The sequence below is a fragment of the Vibrio sp. CB1-14 genome (assembly GCF_040412085.2).
Classification (GTDB): domain Bacteria; phylum Pseudomonadota; class Gammaproteobacteria; order Enterobacterales; family Vibrionaceae; genus Vibrio; species Vibrio chaetopteri.
In genome coordinates this window covers 2,979,383-2,998,721 of sequence record NZ_CP115920.1, presented here as the reverse complement: position 1 = coordinate 2,998,721, position 19,339 = coordinate 2,979,383, and the positions used below count along the sequence as shown (strand labels likewise).

The 19,339-nt window shown below is 47.2% G+C and carries 16 protein-coding genes and 2 tRNA genes; 15 read left to right on the top strand and 3 right to left on the bottom strand.

Annotated features, from left to right (window positions below):
- Nucleotides 1-28 precede the first annotated feature (28 nt).
- The 4 genes from ileS to ispH all read left to right on the top strand — a co-directional run bounded on the left by ileS (nt 29) and on the right by ispH (nt 5,076).
- Nucleotides 29-2,875, top strand: a complete 2,847-nt coding sequence (ileS, locus tag PG915_RS13600; RefSeq protein ID WP_353496995.1) for an isoleucine--tRNA ligase — start codon at nt 29-31, stop codon at nt 2,873-2,875.
- Between the two features lie 130 nt (nt 2,876-3,005).
- On the top strand, nt 3,006-3,509 hold the full coding sequence (gene lspA / locus PG915_RS13595) for a signal peptidase II (RefSeq protein ID WP_042473570.1): 504 nt from the start codon (nt 3,006-3,008) through the stop codon (nt 3,507-3,509).
- A 131-nt stretch (nt 3,510-3,640) separates the two neighbouring features.
- The gene (fkpB, locus tag PG915_RS13590; RefSeq protein WP_353496994.1) at nt 3,641-4,072 is read left to right on the top strand and encodes an FKBP-type peptidyl-prolyl cis-trans isomerase; all 432 of its coding nucleotides are present in this window, start codon (nt 3,641-3,643) and stop codon (nt 4,070-4,072) included.
- A gap of 47 nt (nt 4,073-4,119) precedes the next feature.
- The gene (gene ispH / locus PG915_RS13585) at nt 4,120-5,076 is read left to right on the top strand and encodes a 4-hydroxy-3-methylbut-2-enyl diphosphate reductase (RefSeq protein ID WP_081935933.1); all 957 of its coding nucleotides are present in this window, start codon (nt 4,120-4,122) and stop codon (nt 5,074-5,076) included.
- Between the two features lie 80 nt (nt 5,077-5,156).
- Here ispH and PG915_RS13580 read toward each other — a convergent pair whose 3' ends face one another.
- Nucleotides 5,157-7,046 (bottom strand): BNR-4 repeat-containing protein, encoded by a 1,890-nt coding sequence (locus PG915_RS13580; protein WP_353496993.1) that lies wholly within the window; start codon nt 7,044-7,046, stop codon nt 5,157-5,159.
- A 441-nt stretch (nt 7,047-7,487) separates the two neighbouring features.
- On the opposite strand from PG915_RS13580, the gene PG915_RS13575 reads away from it, so the two are divergent.
- Complete coding sequence (locus PG915_RS13575) at nt 7,488-8,336, top strand: magnesium transporter (protein WP_353496992.1); 849 nt, start codon at nt 7,488-7,490, stop codon at nt 8,334-8,336.
- 44 nt (nt 8,337-8,380) lie between these two features.
- Here PG915_RS13575 and dacB read toward each other — a convergent pair whose 3' ends face one another.
- Nucleotides 8,381-9,820, bottom strand: coding sequence for a serine-type D-Ala-D-Ala carboxypeptidase (gene dacB / locus PG915_RS13570; RefSeq protein WP_353496991.1), 1,440 nt, complete (start codon nt 9,818-9,820; stop codon nt 8,381-8,383).
- A 423-nt stretch (nt 9,821-10,243) separates the two neighbouring features.
- Here dacB and greA point away from each other — a divergent pair, with 423 nt between their 5' ends.
- Nucleotides 10,244-10,717, top strand: coding sequence for a transcription elongation factor GreA (gene greA, locus PG915_RS13565; RefSeq protein ID WP_353496990.1), 474 nt, complete (start codon nt 10,244-10,246; stop codon nt 10,715-10,717).
- A 178-nt stretch (nt 10,718-10,895) separates the two neighbouring features.
- Here the strand turns inward: greA and yhbY are convergent, their stop codons facing one another.
- Nucleotides 10,896-11,192: a ribosome assembly RNA-binding protein YhbY gene (gene yhbY / locus PG915_RS13560; protein WP_353496989.1), complete on the bottom strand. Its 297-nt coding sequence runs from the start codon at nt 11,190-11,192 to the stop codon at nt 10,896-10,898.
- Nucleotides 11,193-11,304: 112 nt separating this feature from the next.
- Between yhbY and rlmE the strand changes: the two genes are divergently transcribed.
- From rlmE to nusA, 9 genes are all read left to right on the top strand, one after another.
- A complete protein-coding gene (gene rlmE, locus PG915_RS13555) occupies nt 11,305-11,934 on the top strand; it encodes a 23S rRNA (uridine(2552)-2'-O)-methyltransferase RlmE (protein ID WP_353496988.1) in 630 nt (209 codons plus the stop codon).
- 106 nt (nt 11,935-12,040) lie between these two features.
- Nucleotides 12,041-14,014 (top strand): ATP-dependent zinc metalloprotease FtsH, encoded by a 1,974-nt coding sequence (gene ftsH, locus PG915_RS13550; RefSeq protein WP_353496987.1) that lies wholly within the window; start codon nt 12,041-12,043, stop codon nt 14,012-14,014.
- A 55-nt stretch (nt 14,015-14,069) separates the two neighbouring features.
- A complete protein-coding gene (gene folP / locus PG915_RS13545) occupies nt 14,070-14,900 on the top strand; it encodes a dihydropteroate synthase (protein WP_353496986.1) in 831 nt (276 codons plus the stop codon).
- A 19-nt stretch (nt 14,901-14,919) separates the two neighbouring features.
- The gene (glmM, locus tag PG915_RS13540) at nt 14,920-16,257 is read left to right on the top strand and encodes a phosphoglucosamine mutase (protein ID WP_353496985.1); all 1,338 of its coding nucleotides are present in this window, start codon (nt 14,920-14,922) and stop codon (nt 16,255-16,257) included.
- A 279-nt stretch (nt 16,258-16,536) separates the two neighbouring features.
- The gene (gene secG, locus PG915_RS13535; RefSeq protein ID WP_353496984.1) at nt 16,537-16,872 is read left to right on the top strand and encodes a preprotein translocase subunit SecG; all 336 of its coding nucleotides are present in this window, start codon (nt 16,537-16,539) and stop codon (nt 16,870-16,872) included.
- A 34-nt stretch (nt 16,873-16,906) separates the two neighbouring features.
- Nucleotides 16,907-16,990 (top strand) — tRNA-Leu (locus PG915_RS13530).
- 55 nt (nt 16,991-17,045) lie between these two features.
- Nucleotides 17,046-17,122, top strand: a tRNA-Met gene (locus PG915_RS13525).
- 236 nt (nt 17,123-17,358) lie between these two features.
- Complete coding sequence (gene rimP / locus PG915_RS13520; RefSeq protein ID WP_353496983.1) at nt 17,359-17,814, top strand: ribosome maturation factor RimP; 456 nt, start codon at nt 17,359-17,361, stop codon at nt 17,812-17,814.
- 33 nt (nt 17,815-17,847) lie between these two features.
- Nucleotides 17,848-19,335, top strand: a complete 1,488-nt coding sequence (nusA, locus tag PG915_RS13515) for a transcription termination factor NusA (RefSeq protein WP_353496982.1) — start codon at nt 17,848-17,850, stop codon at nt 19,333-19,335.
- Nucleotides 19,336-19,339 lie beyond the last annotated feature (4 nt).

Genomic DNA, 19,339 nt, shown 5'->3' with positions numbered 1-19,339 from the left:
TCGCCCAATACAACGGAATTAAGAATCGATGAGTGAGTATAAAGATACCCTGAACCTACCTGAAACAGGGTTTCCAATGCGCGGCAACCTGGCCAATCGTGAGCCAGAAATGCTTAAGCGTTGGTATAAAGAAGATCTTTACGGTGAGATCCGTAAAGCTAAAAAAGGCAAAAAATCCTTCGTTCTACACGATGGTCCTCCATATGCGAATGGTGACATTCACATTGGTCACGCTCTAAACAAGATTCTTAAAGACATTATTATTAAATCCAAAACACTTTCAGGTTTTGATTCACCCTATATTCCAGGTTGGGATTGCCACGGTCTACCTATCGAACTGATGGTAGAGAAGAAAGTGGGTAAGCCTGGCCAAAAAGTGACCGCGGCTGAATTCCGTGAGAAGTGTCGCCAGTACGCGGCAGGCCAGGTTGAAGGTCAAAAAGAGAGCTTCAAGCGTCTAGGTATTCTTGGAGAGTGGGACAAGCCTTACCGCACGATGGACTTTGCAACTGAAGCAAACATCATTCGTGCACTAGGTAAGATCGCAGACAAAGGCCACCTACTAAAAGGCTTTAAACCAGTTCACTGGTGTACAGACTGTGGCTCGGCACTTGCTGAAGCAGAAGTTGAGTACAAAGATAAAGTTTCTCCTTCTATCGACGTACGCTTTAAAGCGGCCGACGAAGCTGCGCTTTTGTCTAAATTTGAGCTAAGCGAAGGTCATGAAGGCCAGGGCGATATCTCAATTGTTATCTGGACAACAACACCGTGGACACTACCTGCTAACCGTGCGGTATGTCTACGTGACGATCTTGAGTACGTACTTATCCAAACTGAAGGCGACAACCCAGAGCGTATTATCGTGGCTTCTGAGCTAGCGAAAGACGTGATGGATCGTGCTGGTATCGAGCACTTCCACAACCTTGGTTTTGCGAAAGGTGCCGATCTAGAGCTTTCTCAGTTCAACCACCCATTCTACGACTTCACCGTTCCGGCGATCCTAGGCGATCACGTAACGACTGAATCAGGTACTGGTGTGGTTCATACAGCACCTGGCCATGGTCAAGAAGACTTCGCGGTCGGTCAAAAATACGATCTAGAAGTCGCTAACCCAGTAGGTTCAAACGGCGTTTACTTGCCTGATACTGAGCTATTCGCGGGTCAGCACGTATTTAAAGCTAACGATGCCGTTGTAGAAGTACTGAAAGAAAAAGGTGCGCTACTTCATCATCACGCTTACGAGCACAGCTACCCACACTGCTGGCGCCATAAGACGCCAATCATCTTCCGTGCAACACCTCAGTGGTTCGTATCTATGGATCAAGCGGGACTACGTGCTAAAGCACTAGAGTCAATCAAGGGTGTTGAGTGGATGCCTGAGTGGGGTCAAAGCCGTATCGAAGGTATGATTGAAGGTCGCCCTGAGTGGTGTATCTCTCGTCAACGTACTTGGGGTGTGCCAATCGCTCTGTTTGTTCACAAAGAGACGGCAGAACTTCATCCAAACTCGCTAGAGCTGATTGAAAAAGTGGCTCAGCTAGTAGAAGAGAAAGGCATTCAAGCTTGGTGGGATGTAGAAACTGCAGACCTACTGGGCGACGAAGCTGGCCAGTACGAGAAAGTTCTGGATACACTAGATGTTTGGTTCGATTCTGGTGTGACCCACTACTCTGTTGTTGATTCTCGTGAAGAGTTCAATGGCAACAGTGCAGACCTTTATCTAGAAGGTTCTGACCAACACCGTGGTTGGTTCCAGTCTTCGCTAATTTCATCTATCGCGATGAAAGACGAAGCACCATACAAGCAAGTGCTAACGCACGGCTTCGTGGTTGATGGTCACGGCCGTAAGATGTCTAAGTCAATCGGTAACGTTGTTGCGCCAAAAGATGTGACTAACAAGCTAGGTGCAGACATTCTGCGTCTATGGGTAGCATCGACTGACTACACAGGTGAAGTCGCGGTTTCTGATGAAATCCTTAAGCGCTCTGCAGATGCTTACCGTCGTATCCGTAACACAGCTCGCTTCTTCCTGGCAAACCTAAACGGTTTCAACCCAGAAACTGACCTGGTACCAGCAGAAGAAATGGTGGCATTGGATCGTTGGGCGGTAGGTCGTGCACTAGCGGCTCAAGAAGAGATTGTAAAAGCGTACGAAGAGTACAACACGCACGGCGTGACTCAGCGTCTAATGCAGTTCTGCTCTATCGAAATGGGCTCATTCTATCTAGACGTTATCAAAGACCGTCAGTACACAGCGAAACTGGGCGGCCATGCACAGCGCAGCTGTCAGACAGCGCTTTACTACATCGTTGAAGCACTTGTTCGTTGGATGGCACCTATCATGTCGTTCACTGCTGACGAAATCTGGAACGAAATGCCAGCTTCTCTTCCAAATGGAGAAAGCCGTGATAAGTTTGTCTTCACGGGTGAATGGTTCGAAGGTCTATTCGGTCTTGCTGAAGGCGAAGAGCTAAACAACGAGTTCTGGGCTGAAATCCAAACGGTTCGTGATGCAGTGAACAAGCAGCTAGAAGCGGCGCGTAGTGAGAAAACCATTGGTGGTGCACTACAGGCTGAAATCACACTGTTTGCTGATGATGCGCTAATTGCGAAGCTTGGCAAGCTAGAAGATGAGCTACGTTTTGTTCTTATTACGTCTGCAGCAATGGTTAAGCCAATGTCTGAGAAGACAGATACAGCGAAAGCGACAGAGCTAGAAGGCCTATTCGTTGAAGTAGCCGCTACTGAAAACGAGAAGTGTGACCGTTGTTGGCACCACACTCCGGACGTTGGTACGATTGCTGGTCACGAAAAGATTTGTGGTCGCTGCGTATCGAACGTAGACGGTGAAGGCGAAGTTCGTAAGTTCGCTTAATGGTAAGCTAACCGGAACTTTTGAAAGATTTAACAGCCCCAGTTTTTACTGGGGTTGTTTTTATCAGCTAACTGATTGAATATATAATTCATTGAATGTTTGCTACCAAAGGTAGCGAGAAAGGAAACAGATGAGCGAAACGGCAATCACATTTCGACAATCAGGTGTGCGCTGGCTATGGCTAGCGGTAGTGATTTTTATTGCTGATATCAGCATCAAACTCGTGGTCATGGATAACATGGGCTACGGCTGGGCGAATCGAATTGAGATCTTGCCATTTTTCAATCTGCTTTATGTCCATAATTACGGTGCCGCATTCAGCTTTTTGAGTGACCAAGCAGGCTGGCAGCGCTGGCTGTTTACCGGTATCGCGTTTGTCGTCACTGGCATGCTAACGTATTGGATGAGCAAGCTTCCGGCAAAAGAGAAGTGGAACAACATTGCTTACGCGATGATCATTGGCGGCGCAGTGGGTAATGTCTTTGATCGCGTTGTTCATGGCTTTGTTGTCGACTACTTGGATTTCTACTGGGGTAACTATCATTGGCCCGCCTTCAACCTAGCAGACATGGCGATCTGTATTGGTGCGGCGATGATTATTATCGATAGCTTTCGCAATAAAGAGCAAAAGTAGCGCAGATAACGAATAACCTTAAGCGCTGTGCGTTGATATGCACGGCGCTTTTTTATATAACAAGCTAAATGATAAAGAGCTACTGTGCGTAATCAATCAACACAGACTCAATAACACAAGGAAGCCGTAACGTGAGCATCATTTCCAAAGATAGCGCTGTCACCCTACATTTCACCATCAAGCTGAGCGATGGCTCGGTCGCAGATAGCACCCACAATATGGGTAAGCCTGCGAAATTTATTATTGGTGACGGCAGTTTAAGTGAGAATTTCGAAAAGTGCTTGGTGGGTTTGTCATCCGGTGACAACAAAGCGATTGAGTTAAAGGCCGCGGATGCGTTCGGTATGCCAAACCCTGACAATGTTCACCATATGGATCGCGCAAAGTTTGTGGGTGACTCTGAAGTTGAAGTCGGTACAATAATGGCCTTCTCAGGTCCTGATGGCATGGAGATCCCGGGTATCATCACAGACATTGCGGGTGATTCGGTAACGGTAGACTTTAATCACCCGTTGGCAGGGCAAGATGTCACCTTTGAAGTTGAAATTCTCGAAGTAGAATAACGACAAGACAGACCTAGATTAATACGATAAGTAATAGCGGTTCCTCAATGAGTAATGAAATGAAAATTAAACTAGCTAACCCACGTGGCTTTTGTGCGGGTGTAGACCGAGCGATCAGTATTGTTGAGCGCGCGCTTGAGATGTATCAACCGCCAATCTATGTTCGTCATGAAGTGGTACATAACCGTTTTGTGGTTGAAGGTCTTAAGCAGCGTGGTGCGATCTTTGTTGAGGAACTGAGTGAAGTGCCTGATGACAACATTGTGATCTTTTCAGCTCACGGTGTGTCTCAAGCGGTTCGTAAAGAAGCGAAAGCGCGTGAACTGACGGTATTTGATGCCACTTGTCCGCTGGTAACCAAAGTACATATGGAAGTGGCTCGTGCGAGTCGCCGTAATATGGAAGTGGTACTTATCGGTCATGCGGGTCACCCAGAGGTGGAAGGGACAATGGGTCAGTACTCAAGTGAGACTGGTGGCATGTACCTTGTTGAGCGTCCAGAAGATGTTCTAACGCTTGAGGTCAAAGATCCAAGTAATCTTCATTACGTGAGTCAAACCACGCTATCTGTGGATGAAACCGCTGATGTGATTGATAAGCTTCGCGAAGTGTTCCCTGAGATCCAAGGTCCTCGTAAAGACGATATCTGCTATGCAACGCAAAACCGCCAAGATGCGGTTCGTGAACTGGCCGGTGCCGTGGATGTTATGGTTGTCGTCGGCTCAACCAACTCTTCGAATTCAACGCGCCTTAAAGAGCTTGCGGAAAAGCTGGGCACACCGGCATACCTGACAGACACGCCTGATTTGATTGAAGCCGAGTGGTTTGAAGGAAAAGGTTTGGTTGGCGTGACAGCCGGTGCATCCGCGCCAGAAGAGCTAGTCAATCAAATCATAGATAGAATCAAAGCGCTGGGCGCTGATGATGTTGAGGAAGTGTTAGGCCGAGAAGAAAACATGTTCTTTGAGGTACCAAGAGAGCTTCAAGTTAAAGTGGTGGATTAACCCTGAATCCAATCGATTGAATAAAAACGCCGCGTTTTAATCGCGGCGTTTTTGATCGATACTCATTATTGAGTTTCTAGCTATTTGGTTTGCTGGGACAGCAGTGCTTCTGTGGTAGCTAAGCGCCAGGTATTACCCTTATCGGAGCTGACCAGCAATACTGGGTGGTGCTGGAATTGTTGACTGTAACGACTTGGACTACCGGCCAGTATTTCGTTAGGCCAGCGGCGATAGTGCTCGCTAACCACATGAATGCAATCCTTGGCATCAGACAGCAGCTCACACTCTTGTTGACTTGATTTTGAAACACGCAGCATCTGGTTAAACCAAGTATCATCGTTAAAGTTTTGGATCTCATAGGTATACAACAGGTATAGATTCCCGCGTTTATCCTGATGCAGTTTTTGAGTGTAGTTTGAATACTGCTGCCAGTTTGGCATCACGATGACACCTTTGTCTTGCCACTGGTATTGACCATTTGTTTGTGGCGTACCGGCTATCCATTCAAGTCGATAGCCGCTTGGTGCACTTGTAGCGGGCGCTGTGTTGCGCATAACGAGTAAAATGCTGTCATCGCTTTGGATAACTGCGTGTACATAGGTATAGCGCCCTATTGGCTGACCGACGTAATTCACGTTGTTATCGCTGGATGTCTCTTCTGGATAGCGGCCAACGGGCGTTTCTCGTCCGTATGAAAATTTGTCGTTTGCTGTTACGTTGCCCCATAAATTATTTCCATTGTTCCAATCGTTATTGGTTACTGGCTCTAACGAGTAGCGGTGCCAGATCTGGTGGTTGTGAGCACCAGAAATAAAGTGCAATCGTTTTTGGCTGTCGAGCAAAAGGATAGGTTGGTTGTGACCGTCCGGTGTTGCCTCTGAGGTTGAGCCGCTCCAGCCCATAAACAGGACGTCTGCTTGCTCAGTGCCAAGTTGATAGCGGACGTAGTATTGCCCCGTGTTGTAATCAAGACGATTCAGTGCACTCTCATCGTAGCTAATGGCTGCGATATGTAGGGTATTGCCTTCCCAAATGACGGGCTTGCTACCTCGATACAAGCCTAAGTGAATTGGCAGTGATAGCGTCTCTTCTTGCCAATCGAGTTCATCATTACCAATGTCGATTAAGCGAGAGATGGCGTATTCGCTGTTGTTGTTCGATGTGCGGATGAATAGCGGTGCCTGGCTACCATTCCCCACCATTTCAGTTTGTGCTAACCAGTTCTTTTTATAGCCCTGCCAAGTTTGGGTTTGTGCCTGATAGCGGATAGCACCATGGTCGAGTTTGAAAAAGACATCACCATTGTCTTGAAAATACACCTGTTCAATATAACGGTAGCGATAGCCATCTAGCCCATCGGCGTTTTGCCTAAACCCAAACTCTTGCTCCATAGCTCTTAGCGATGTGCTGATCCATTCACCGTTTGGTGTCAATCTCACTAAGTATGAGTCACAGTCGGTACATGGATTGGCGTCGCTATATAGAGATGAATAGACACGGTCATCGTAAGTCAGTGCGTGTAGCGGCTTATTGGTTTTCTCTAGAGTCACCGGATCTTGATGATAGCCAGGCTGACCGTCGCCGACGTTGAACTGATTCATGTTGTTGACGATCATCCATGGTAGGTTATTGGCATCAAAATAGGGACGACCGGGGATGAATCTTGGATTGTAACCATAGCGCTCACGCTCACCATCAAAAATATTCGCGTAGTGAACCGAGGATGAGGCGTCCGAACTTGTCGTGAACTGCGGCGCAGGTTGCGCTGTTTCATCACAATGGTGATCGTATTGGGAGCGAGTCCAGTCTCGGTTGAGATCGGTGAAGCTTTGTTGCCAATCGACATCACAACGATTGGTTCTTGGTGGCTGCGAAGGCGCATTTCCTGCGCTATTTGAAGAATCACAGCCAGAGAGCAAAACACCGGCGCAAAGCATTAGAGAGGATGCTAGAAGAGTAGAACGAGACATGTGATATGACACTTATATGAACAAACGTAAAAAATGATTTCCATAGGGGAAAATGGGCTTTACTCATGGGCGTATTTTGGTATCCTACGCCGCGCTACCAGTAGGGTAGTTTTTTCGGAGATAACTATGAACAATACCGACCATCCTCCTAGTATGAAAGGAGAAAAATAGCCTCGCGTCGGTAATTGCGATCTTCGTTCCTACCGTTGAGGTAGGTGTGTTTCCCTTCTATAACATCCTGATATTTTTCTCCTTTACTACTATTGAGTCACTCAATGAGTATGCCTTTTGATGCGTGTTTTGGCTGTGTACATGGCCTGACATTGGTGCGCCTAGACTATGTCTTCGTACTTAGCATCTGGTCATGCTTTTGGCATTATTTTGTCAATTAGTGAGCCGACTTTCTGATGGTCGTTACCAACGCTAATCGGGAGATTCGCCATGACGGTAATGAGCAATACATATATTGAAAATACAGCACCTCGCTTCTCTGAAGAGGAGATCAGTGCTGCAACGAAAGCATTTCTGCAATACGAAACAGATCAGCAGTTAAACCTGCTTACGGTAATGCCGATCGATGAAGCGGTAGGTGTGCTGCAGCACTGTGCCTTAGGACAAGTTCAGTTCTTGATTGAAGAGCTTGATTTGCAAGGGCACGATAAACGCGCAAGACTGTACGCCCACCATTTGGGGTTGATCCACTCAGAAGCGGAGACCACAGGTGGTTACTTGACGACGGGTGTACTCGAACACGTCAAGCAGCGCATAGGATGGATTGTTACCCTAGCACTGCTAGGCATCGTTTCTGGGCTTATCATTGCACAGTACGAAGATACCTTGAGCCAATTAGTACTATTGGCCGTTTACATGCCAGTGATTGCCGCCGCTGGTGGTAATACCGGTACCCAGGCCGCAACTCTTGTGATACGCGCATTGGCAACCGGTGAGCTTCGAAAGAGGCAGTGGTTAGAGGTGCTCTGGAAGGAGAGTCGTGTCGCGGTATGTCTGGCTGCCGCAGTAGCTCTGGTGATGGTTGGGCGTATTCTCGTCTTTGGTGATGTGAATTCTGCTGGCGGCTTTGATATCAACCTTATCGCGATGGCGATAGCGGTGGCGCTGTTTATTCAGGTCACGGTATCGACAACGTTAGGCGGCGTTCTGCCTATCATCGCTCGTGTGTTTAAACTCGATCCTGCAGTACTGGTGAGCCCAGTATTGGCATCGATTGTCGATATCTCAGGTATGTGGATTTACTTTACTGTGGTCAATCATTTCCTAGGTTTATCTTAATTGACCACAATCTACTAAGTCGATATTACGATGATAAAGCGCAGCTACGGCTGCGCTTTATTGTTTGAGCGCTCCAATGAATAACTGTAATCAACTACTTGGCGATAATAGGCCTTCTCAAACTGTGTTAACGGTGACTCCACTGGTTTGCTGTTGGTCGCTTTCTTTGGATGGTAATCAGTGACAAATTGGACAAACAAGCTTTCACGCTCCCCTTTACTGCCAAGACCAAATCCCATCATGTTATAGGTGCCAAACAGAGAGCCACTTTTTGCCACTAATGCGCCTTTAACCGGTGCCTTTCGCATACTTGAACGATACTTTAGCGTGCCGTTGTTGCCAGAAACGGGCATGAGGCGAGCGAGCTTGAGTGTGCTGTCATTGTTGTGGATGTAGCTGAGTATCTCGCGCATTTGACTGGCGGTGACGCGGTTATTACGTGACAGTCCAGAGCCATCTTCCAGCACTGCCAGATCAAGGTTGATACCAGCCTTTTGCTTAATAATGGCTTTTATCGCTTCAGTGCCATTAATAAAGGAGCCTGGCTGGTTAAAATAGCTCATTCCAAGGGTTTTAGTGATGTTATCGGCATACAGGTTATTGGAGTCTTGTAACATCACTGCGAGCAAGTCATTGAGAGGCCGTGAGCGCTGAATAAACAGCGGCTTTTGTCCCTTGATGTTTGGCGTACCCACTTTGACTTCACCGGATAAACTCACGCCGATGCGCGAAAGCTCTGATTTGATGACATCGACGGTAAATTGCTCAGGTGACGAAACGGCAAACTTGAGTGGTATTGGCGACTTTCGCTCAACAGCGCAGCCACTAAGCGAGTATTGATTGTTAGGGCTTACTTCAAGCTGCAGATCGCAATAGCTCTGCTCTTGGTAGTCCTTAGAGACGCTCTTAGCGGAGGTCGACGCACTAATCGGTTGATGTGAAGGCACATTGATGCGTGTCGTACCATTCTTATTAGTGTATAACGCGCCTTGAACACAGTTGCCATCAAGCGTAATCGCAGAGGCTGGTGCGCTATAGCAAACGCCAAGAATATCCCAAGGCCAGCCAACACCGCGCTGGTAACCCGTAAACACGCTGTCATCCAACCAAACATTATTAAATCGAGCTCCCACCTCTGATTTGGCCTGTTTTAGCATTGTGGTGAGTGAAGCACGGCTAAATGTTGGGTCACCCGAGTATTTGATAATGAGGTCATTGCCTGAGGTATAGAGTGTGGTCTCAAATCGAAAGCTATCAGGTAGCGCCAGCTTGGCTGCCAGCGCTGTAACGACTTTTAGTGTGCTGGCAGGGGGAAAAAACTGCTCAGTATTGTTCTCAATTAGCGCCTGTTGCGGAGCTGAGAGTGGCGCGATGAGCTGTGCACTGCGGCTTCCGTAAGGAAGGTGTTTGGTTGCATCGACACCGCCTGCAAACGTCGCAGTGGAGAAAATAAGTAAACAGGTGAGTGGGAGTTTGGCTGTCATAGCGAATTCATCAGGATGGGCTTAATTTTTAATGTAGGCTAACAACCTATTAAGTCGAGATAAAGCGTTAAATTTTCGCAAAAAAGTCGCTTCGAATAGTCTTCGTACAGTGCAGCGAAACGGACGCAAGCTCGCTCACACTTTCATACTGTCGTCAGCGTGGTTTACCTTGCGAAATCAAAGCCAACTAGGCTATATTGTTGTGTTGCTCTAAAAGAATAACTCTGATTGTTATCAGAAAGAGCACCACAGCCAGTGCCAGCAATAAGTGTTCCCTTATTAGCTCAGAATCCGAATCACAGTGATTTGTATCCACGGATTGATTACACTAGGCTTAATCCAGTTTATTTTTCAAATTGTACTCAGGCTTGCTTGAGTAGGATTTTATTGTCCAAAGGGTGCTTTGGAAAAGAGGTTGTTATAATGGAAAAGGTTCCAATGACTGTACGTGGCGAACAGCAGCTACGTGAAGAGCTAGATCGTCTACTTAAACTTCGTCCACAGATTTCTGAAGCAATTGCAGAAGCTCGTGAACTTGGTGACCTAAAAGAAAACGCAGAGTACCACGCGGCTCGTGAAGAGCAGGGCATCTGTGAAGCGCAAATTCGTGATATCGAGTACAAGCTATCTGTCGCGCAAGTGATTGACGTGACTAAGCTAGACAACACAGGCAAGATCATCTTTGGTTCTACCGTTACTTTGATTGATATCGATACGGATGCTGAGCAAACTTACCAAATCGTGGGTGATGACGAAGCGAACATCAAAGCCGGCCGTATTTCAGTTAGCTCACCAATCGCTCGTGGCCTTATCGGTAAAATGGAAGGTGACGAAGTAACTATCGTGACCCCAGGCGGTCAAAAAGACTTCGAAATCGACAAAGTAGCTTACGTTTAAGCTGCGTTGTTGACTGAAAGGTTGTGAGAAAGTCGCCAAATTGGCGGCTTTTTTTGTGCCTGCATGTTGGTGGTGTTGTCCTCGTTTGGCAAACACACCTTGTCAGAAAAATGAAAAGGCCGCCTAAGCGACCTTTCCCACTTTGAAACAAATTGTTTCTATAAAACCAACTGCTGGGCTAATTACTTGCGTGGCAGTTCGATTTTTGCTCTGACTGACGGTAAAGAACAAGAGTCTTACCGATAACCTGAACTTTTTCTGCTTTTGTCTCGCGCACAATCGCGTCGATAATCAGCAGTTTAGTTTCACGGTCTTCTGACGCCACTTTCACTTTAATCAGTTCGTGGTGGTCAAGAGCGATTTCGATTTCCGCTAGTACAGCCTCTGTTAGTCCATTTGCGCCCATAAGCACAACGGGTTTAAGTGCGTGTGCTAGGCCTTTTAGGTGCTGCTTTTGTTTGGTGCTTAGGTTCATAACGCGGCCAAATTTATTTACTATTAGGGTTGAAAAGTCGTATTTTAACGCCATCTAATGACGAAGACTATACTTTATTCTAAGGGCATGCCCTTATTGAGTTGGAAATTGAATGAGTAAGCAAAAACATTCGGCCAGTTCGGGTCGTTGGCTAAAAGAGCATTTTGATGATAAATATGCCAATGAGGCCAGAAGAAAAGGCTATCGTTCACGTGCTATCTTTAAGATTGAAGAGATTCAAAACAAGGATAAGCTACTGAAACCTGGGATGACTGTGGTTGACCTTGGTGCTGCTCCTGGTGGGTGGTCTCAGTACGCTGCTAAAGTCGTTGGCGACGAGGGACAAGTGATTGCTTGTGACTTGCTGCCGATGGATCCTATCTCTGGTGTGAGCTTCCTTCAGGGCGATTTTCGTGAAGAAGCGGTGCTTGATGCACTACTAGAAAGAATCCAACCGGATATGGTCGACGTAGTAATGTCAGATATGGCTCCTAACATGGCTGGAAACTTATCTGTTGATCAACCTAGAGCTATGTATCTTGTTGAACTAGCATTAGATATGTGTCATCAAACTTTAGCCCCTGGCGGCAGTTTCGTAGTGAAAGTGTTCCAAGGCGAAGGGTTTGATGATTACGTAAAACAGGTGCGTGAAGCCTTCAAAGTGGTGAAGATTCGCAAGCCGGACTCATCTAGAGCTCGCTCTCGTGAGGTGTTTATTGTAGCTAATGGCTTCAAAGGCTGAACATTAGTTTACAAAGACAAAATTAACAATGTAGCTACAGCCTAAAAACTGTAGTACCCTACCTTTAATTACAATTAGTTATCGAGAGGCTGACACCTTGAGTGACATGGCAAAGAATTTAATTTTGTGGTTAGTCATCGCCGTTGTGTTGATGTCGGTATTCCAAAGCTTCGGACCGGGGGAAAGTAACGGTCGAGCGGTAGATTACACCACGTTCGTACAGGAAGTTGGCAATGGCCAGATTCAGGAAGCTCAATTCAAAGACAGCGAGATAACCTTTACTCGCCGTGGTGGTGGCAGTCGCTTTGTGACTTACATGCCGGTTTATGATCAAAAACTTCTTGATGACCTAATTAACCAAAACGTAAAAGTTTCGGGTACTCCACCAGAAGAGCAGAGCCTGCTAGGCACTATCTTCATCTCGTGGTTCCCAATGATTCTTCTTATCGGTGTCTGGATCTTCTTTATGCGCCAGATGCAAGGCGGCGGTGGCAAAGGCGCCATGTCGTTTGGTAAGAGTAAAGCTCGCATGATGAGCGAAGAACAGATTAAGACCACGTTTGCTGACGTTGCAGGTTGTGACGAAGCAAAAGAGGACGTTAAAGAGCTAGTAGACTATCTACGTGATCCAAGCCGATTCCAGAAACTGGGCGGTAAGATCCCAACGGGTGTTCTAATGGTTGGTCCTCCTGGTACAGGTAAAACGCTCCTTGCTAAAGCCATTGCTGGTGAAGCGAAGGTTCCGTTCTTTACTATCTCAGGTTCTGACTTCGTAGAAATGTTCGTGGGTGTGGGTGCATCTCGTGTGCGCGACATGTTCGAACAAGCGAAAAAAGCAGCACCTTGTATCATCTTCATCGATGAAATCGATGCGGTAGGCCGTCAGCGTGGCGCTGGTGTTGGTGGTGGTCACGATGAGCGTGAGCAAACCCTAAACCAAATGCTGGTTGAGATGGATGGTTTCGAAGGTAACGAAGGTATCATCGTTATTGCAGCAACCAACCGTCCTGACGTACTTGACCCAGCTCTACTTCGTCCTGGTCGTTTTGACCGTCAAGTCGTGGTTGGTCTACCTGATGTACGTGGCCGTGAGCAAATCTTGAAAGTACACATGCGTAAAGTACCTCTAGCGTCAGACGTAGAGCCATCATTGATCGCACGTGGTACACCAGGCTTCTCTGGTGCAGACCTTGCTAACTTAGTTAACGAAGCAGCACTATTTGCGGCTCGCGGTAACAAACGCAACGTATCTATGGTTGAGTTTGAGCTTGCGAAAGACAAGATCATGATGGGTGCAGAGCGCCGTTCTATGGTTCTGTCTGAAGAAACGAAAGAGTCAACGGCATACCACGAAGCGGGTCACGCTATCGTTGGTCGCTTGGTTCCTGAGCACGATCCTGTGTATAAGGTATCTATCATTCCACGTGGTCGTGCGCTGGGTGTAACTATGTACTTACCAGAGCAAGACCGTGTAAGCATGTCTCGCCAGCACCTAGAGTCAATGATCTCAAGTCTATATGGTGGCCGTCTAGCTGAAGAACTTATCTACGGTAAAGACAAAGTATCGACAGGCGCATCAAATGATATCGAACGTGCGACAGACATCGCTCGTAAGATGGTGACACAATGGGGCTTCTCTGAAAAACTGGGTCCTTTGTTGTACGCAGAAGATGAAGGTGAAGTATTCCTAGGTCGTAGCGTTACTCAAACGAAACACGTATCGGGTGAAACGGCTAAGCTGATTGACGAAGAAGTACGTCTCTTGATTGACCGTAACTACGATCGCGCTAGAAAGATCTTAGAAGACAACATGGATATTATGCATGCTATGAAAGATGCTCTCGTGAAATACGAGACCATCGATGCAGGTCAAATTGATGACCTGATGGAGCGTAAAACAGATATTCGTGAGCCAGCAGGTTGGGCTGACCAAGCCGCAGCCCAGCAAGAAAAGGCAGAGGCGAAGCCTGAGCCTAAAGCTGAAGAACCGAAAGTAGAAGAGCCAGCAGCGCCAGCCGCGGACTCAGAAACTAAGGCTGAAAATGTGTCTTCTGAGCCAACTAAGAAAGACTCAGAATAACCACTACTGATTAAGCCCCGAGCCTAGCTCGGGGCTTTTGTCGTTTAAAGCAGTTATGATTTTACAAGCAAACCAGAAAACTCTCTCTCTCGATACACCACAAGTGATGGGTATCGTCAATGTCACCCCTGACTCTTTTTCTGACGGTGGCAAATTCAATTCAGTGGATGCTGCGCTTGAGCAGGTTGTAGCGATGATCGCTTCAGGTGTGACGATTGTTGATATCGGTGGTGAATCAACGCGCCCAGGGGCTCCTGATGTTGAGCTGCAAGAAGAGTTGGCACGAGTTATCCCCGTGATTAGGGCAATACGTGAGCGATTTGGTGTTTGGATTTCCGTCGACACCAGTAAGGCAGAAGTCATGCGCCAAGCCGTAGAGGCCGGTGCAGATATCATCAACGACGTCCGTGCCCTGCAAGAGCCCGGCGCTCTGGAGGTCGCCGCAGCCGCGGGTGTGCCGATCTGTCTTATGCACATGCAGGGGCAGCCGCGCACGATGCAAGCCAACCCTACCTATGAAGATCTTCTGACAGACGTGGCGCAATTCTTACAGGAGCGTATCGCAGCCTGTGAAGCGGTAGGTATTACGCGCGAACAATTAATCTTGGATCCCGGCTTCGGATTTGGCAAAACACTGGAACACAATTATCATCTGCTAGCGCATTTGGACAAATTTCATCAGTTTGGACTGCCAGTGCTTGCCGGTATGTCGCGTAAATCAATGATTTTTAAGCTGCTTGATAAAGTACCTGCGGACTGTTTAGCAGGGAGCTTAGCTTGCGCTACTCTTGCTGCTGCGAAAGGGGCGCAAATCATCCGTGTTCATGACGCGGCTGAAACAGTCGAGGCGGTGAAGATCGTCCAGATGATGCAATCAAATCTATAAAAACGAATAAGGAAATAGAATGTCACAACGACGTTATTTTGGTACCGATGGTGTTCGAGGTAAAGTGGGCCAGTACCCAATCACACCGGATTTTGTACTTAAGCTAGGTTGGGCTGCTGGTCGAGTGCTTGCAAAGCAAGGCACTAAGAAAGTGATCATTGGTAAAGATACGCGTATCTCAGGCTACATGCTGGAATCGGCACTCGAAGCGGGTTTATCGGCAGCTGGGCTTAAAGCGATCTTCACCGGACCGCTGCCAACGCCGGCAGTAGCATATCTTACCCAGACGTTCCGTGCGGAAGCGGGTATCGTGATTTCTGCATCTCACAACCCCTACTACGACAACGGCATTAAGTTCTTCTCATCGGAAGGCACGAAACTGCCTGACGCTATTGAGCTTGCAATTGAAGAAGAGCTGGATAAAGACATCGAGTGTGTTGAATCTTCTGAGCTTGGTAAAGCGAGCCGTCTTAACGATGCTGCTGGTCGCTATATCGAGTTTTGTAAGAGTACTTTCCCACACAACCTAAGCCTTGCGGGTCTAAAAATTGTTATCGATTGTGCGCATGGCGCAACCTACAAAATCGCGCCTTCGGTATTTAAAGAGCTAGGTGCAGACGTTATCGCAATAGGGGTTGACCCAGACGGTACCAACATCAACGCGGAAGTAGGTGCGACAGATGTGCGTGCGCTACAAGCAAAAGTAGTTGAAGAGAATGCAGCTCTTGGTCTTGCTTTTGATGGCGACGGCGACCGCATCATTATGGTTGACCACTTGGGTAACAAAGTGGATGGCGACCAAATCGCTTACATTATTGCTCGTGACGCGCTTCGCTGTGGCGAGCTAAAAGGTGGCGTTGTTGGTACTCTAATGACCAACCTCGGTATGGAAAATGGCCTTAAGCAGCTTGGTATTCCATTTGTACGTGCCGCCGTTGGTGACCGCTACGTAATGGAGCAGTTGCTTGAGCGTGACTGGCGTATTGGCGCAGAAAACTCAGGCCACGTTATCCTACTGGACAAAGTGACGACGGGTGATGCCATTGTCGCTGCGCTGCAGGTACTGGCATCAGTGGTTGGCGCGAAGATGTCACTTAATGAGCTTGCCAGCGGTATGACCTTATACCCACAAGTGCTGATCAATGTTCGTTTCAGTGGCGATGCGAATCCGCTAGAAGCAGACGCTGTGAAGCAGGCGGTTGCAAAAGCAGAAGCCGATCTTGGCGATAAAGGTCGTGTGCTGCTTCGCAAATCGGGCACTGAGCCCTTGTTGCGAGTCATGGTTGAAGGCGAAGATGATGCGCTAGTGAATAAATCAGCACAATACATTGCTGATATCGTAAAAGAAAACTGCTAAGTCTCGACAATTTAGTATGAGCAAGAACCAAATTAGTTCTTTTGGTTCTTGCTTATTTTTTATATGATTACTCGCTTATTCTTATTGGTAATTGTTCTTTTGCCCTTTTTTTGAGCGGTCAGTTGCTCGGCGGAAGATTTTTGTCATTTTTCTCTTGTCAGTCAGTGCGGCATTCGCTAGTATTGCCACCGCCTTCGCTTAGGAGGTCATAGCCAGGCTTTCAATGCGTTCTGCAAGGAAAGCGGCGCTGGCTCAACAATTAGGAACATAGGTGGACACATGATTCAAGTTCTACTTGTGATTTACCTGTTGGCTGCGCTCGGTGTTATTGGCCTAGTGTTGATTCAACAAGGTAAAGGCGCAGATATGGGAGCCTCATTCGGTGCTGGCGCTTCAAACACAGTGTTTGGTGCTAGTGGCTCAGGAAATTTCCTAACCCGAATGACTGCAGTTTTTGCAATCGTATTTTTTGTTATCAGCTTAGTACTTGGCAACATGTACACTCACAAAGGTGAGTCTCAATGGGTTGACCCTACTCAAGGTCAAGTAATTGAGCAAGCAGCTGATACAGCGAGTGATGTTCCAGCTGAAAACAGCGACGAGATCCCTCAATAAGTCGATTGGTTCTAACGAATCAAGAAACTTAGATGCCGAGATGGTGAAATTGGTAGACACGCTAGCATGAGGTGCTAGTGCCTTTGGTGTGAGGGTTCGAGTCCCTCTCTCGGCACCATTATTTATAAACTTGTAATACAGTTTGGTGAGCGTATAATGCTCAGCAAGTCGGACGCGGGGTGGAGCAGCTTGGTAGCTCGTCGGGCTCATAACCCGAAGGTCGTCGGTTCAAATCCGGCCCCCGCAACCAATACTTTCCAAGTGTTGATGGATTGCAAGTTTAGCAGTGTGAAAAAATCACTGCACATCGAGAAAACACCAGCTATGTTTTTAGGGTGTTACTTTTTCTCGATGATCAGGGTCCAGCAACAAAAAACCCCGACTTTCGGGGTTTTTTGTTATTTGCGCTTTTTAAAAGGCAGCAAATACAAGTGCTTGGAATTTAAATTGGGCTATATGCCCTTTTTTTGTTTCTGGAGTGGTTAAATGACTGGTTTAGAAAGACAACTTACAGAATTGCTCGAAGCGCCTGTAGAGGCAATTGGCTACGAGCTTGTTGGTTTAGAGTTCATCCGTGCTGGTGAGCATTCTACCCTTCGAATCTATATCGACCATGAAAATGGTATTACTGTTGATGCTTGCGCAGAAGTAAGTCATCAGGTAAGTGCAGTAATGGACGTCGAAGACCCAATTACGGTGGCTTATAACCTAGAGGTGTCTTCACCAGGCCTAGAAAGACCACTTTTCAAAGCAGCACATTACCAACAGTTTATTGGTCACGAGGTCAGCATCGTGTTGAAAATGGCTGTCGGCAACCGTCGTAAGTGGAAAGGTGTAATCCAATCTATTGATGGCGAGACAGTGACCATCCTTGCCGATGGTACCGAAGAAGAAATGGCGCTAAGCAACATTTCCAAAGCTAACCTTATCCCTAAATTTTAGGTCCCTAATAATAAAAGCTTAGAGGCTAGATAAATGAGTAAAGAAATTTTAGCGGTAGTAGAAGCAGTTTCTAACGAGAAAGCTGTTCCTCGTGAGCGTATTTTTGAAGCGCTAGAGATTGCACTAGCAACCTCTTCTAAGAAAAAACACGAAATCGAAATCGATGTACGTGTTGCCATTGACCGCAAAACAGGTGAATTCGAAACCTTCCGTCGCTGGATGGCAGTAGAAGAAGTTGAATTCCCAACGAAAGAAATTTCTATTGAAGCGGCACAGTACGACGACGAGTCTGTTCAAATTGGTGACTTCGTTGAAGAACAGATCGAGTCAGTAACGTTTGACCGCATCACCACGCAAACGGCTAAGCAAGTTATCGTACAAAAAGTACGTGAAGCTGAGCGCGCGCAAATCGTTGAACAGTTCATCGACAACGAAGGCGATCTAGTGACCGGTGTGGTTAAGAAAGTTAACCGTGACACTATCATCCTAGACCTTGGTAACAACGCAGAAGCCGTTATCCTACGTGATGACCAGCTTCCTCGTGAAAACTTCCGTCCAGGTGACCGTGTACGTGGTCTTCTATACAAAGTGGCTCCAGAAGCTCGCGGCTTCCAGCTATTCATTACTCGTTCTAAGCCAGAAATGCTAGCTGAGCTATTCCGTGTGGAAGTGCCAGAGATTGCTGAAGAGCTTATCGAGCTGAAAGGCGCGGCACGTGATCCAGGTTCTCGCGCGAAGATCGCCGTGAAAACCAACGACAAGCGTATCGACCCTGTGGGTGCGTGTGTGGGTATGCGTGGTGCACGTGTACAAGCGGTTTCTGGTGAGCTTGGCGGCGAGCGTATCGATATCGTTCTTTGGGACGATAACCCAGCTCAGTTCGTTATCAACGCAATGGCGCCAGCAGACGTTGCTTCTATCATCGTTGATGAAGATGCACACGCAATGGACATCGCAGTTGAAGCTGACAACCTAGCGCAAGCTATCGGTCGTAGCGGTCAAAACGTACGTCTAGCCTCTCAACTAACGGGTTGGGAACTAAACGTTATGACGGTTGCAGACCTTCAGAAGAAACACCAAGAAGAAGCATCAGCTTCTATCGAAAACTTTATGAAGCACCTAGACATCGAGCAAGACTTTGCGGAAATGCTTGTTGAGGAAGGCTTCTCTACGCTAGAAGAAGTGGCATACGTGCCAGTTAATGAACTTCTAGAAGTCGACGGCTTAAACGAAGAGCTTGTAGAAGAGCTTCGTAGCCGTGCAAAAGATGCCCTAACAACACTTGCTCTTGCTCAAGAAGAGTCATTCGAAGGTGTTGAGCCAGCAGATGACCTACTAGCACTAGAAGGTCTAGAGCGTGAAATGGCATTCAAACTGGCTGCAAAAGGTGTAGCTACTCTTGAAGACCTTGCAGATCAAGGTGTCGATGAGCTAGAGGGCATTGAAGGGCTAACAGAAGAACGCGCAGGCGAGCTAATCATGGCTGCACGTAACATCTGTTGGTTCGGCGACGAAGAATAATAAT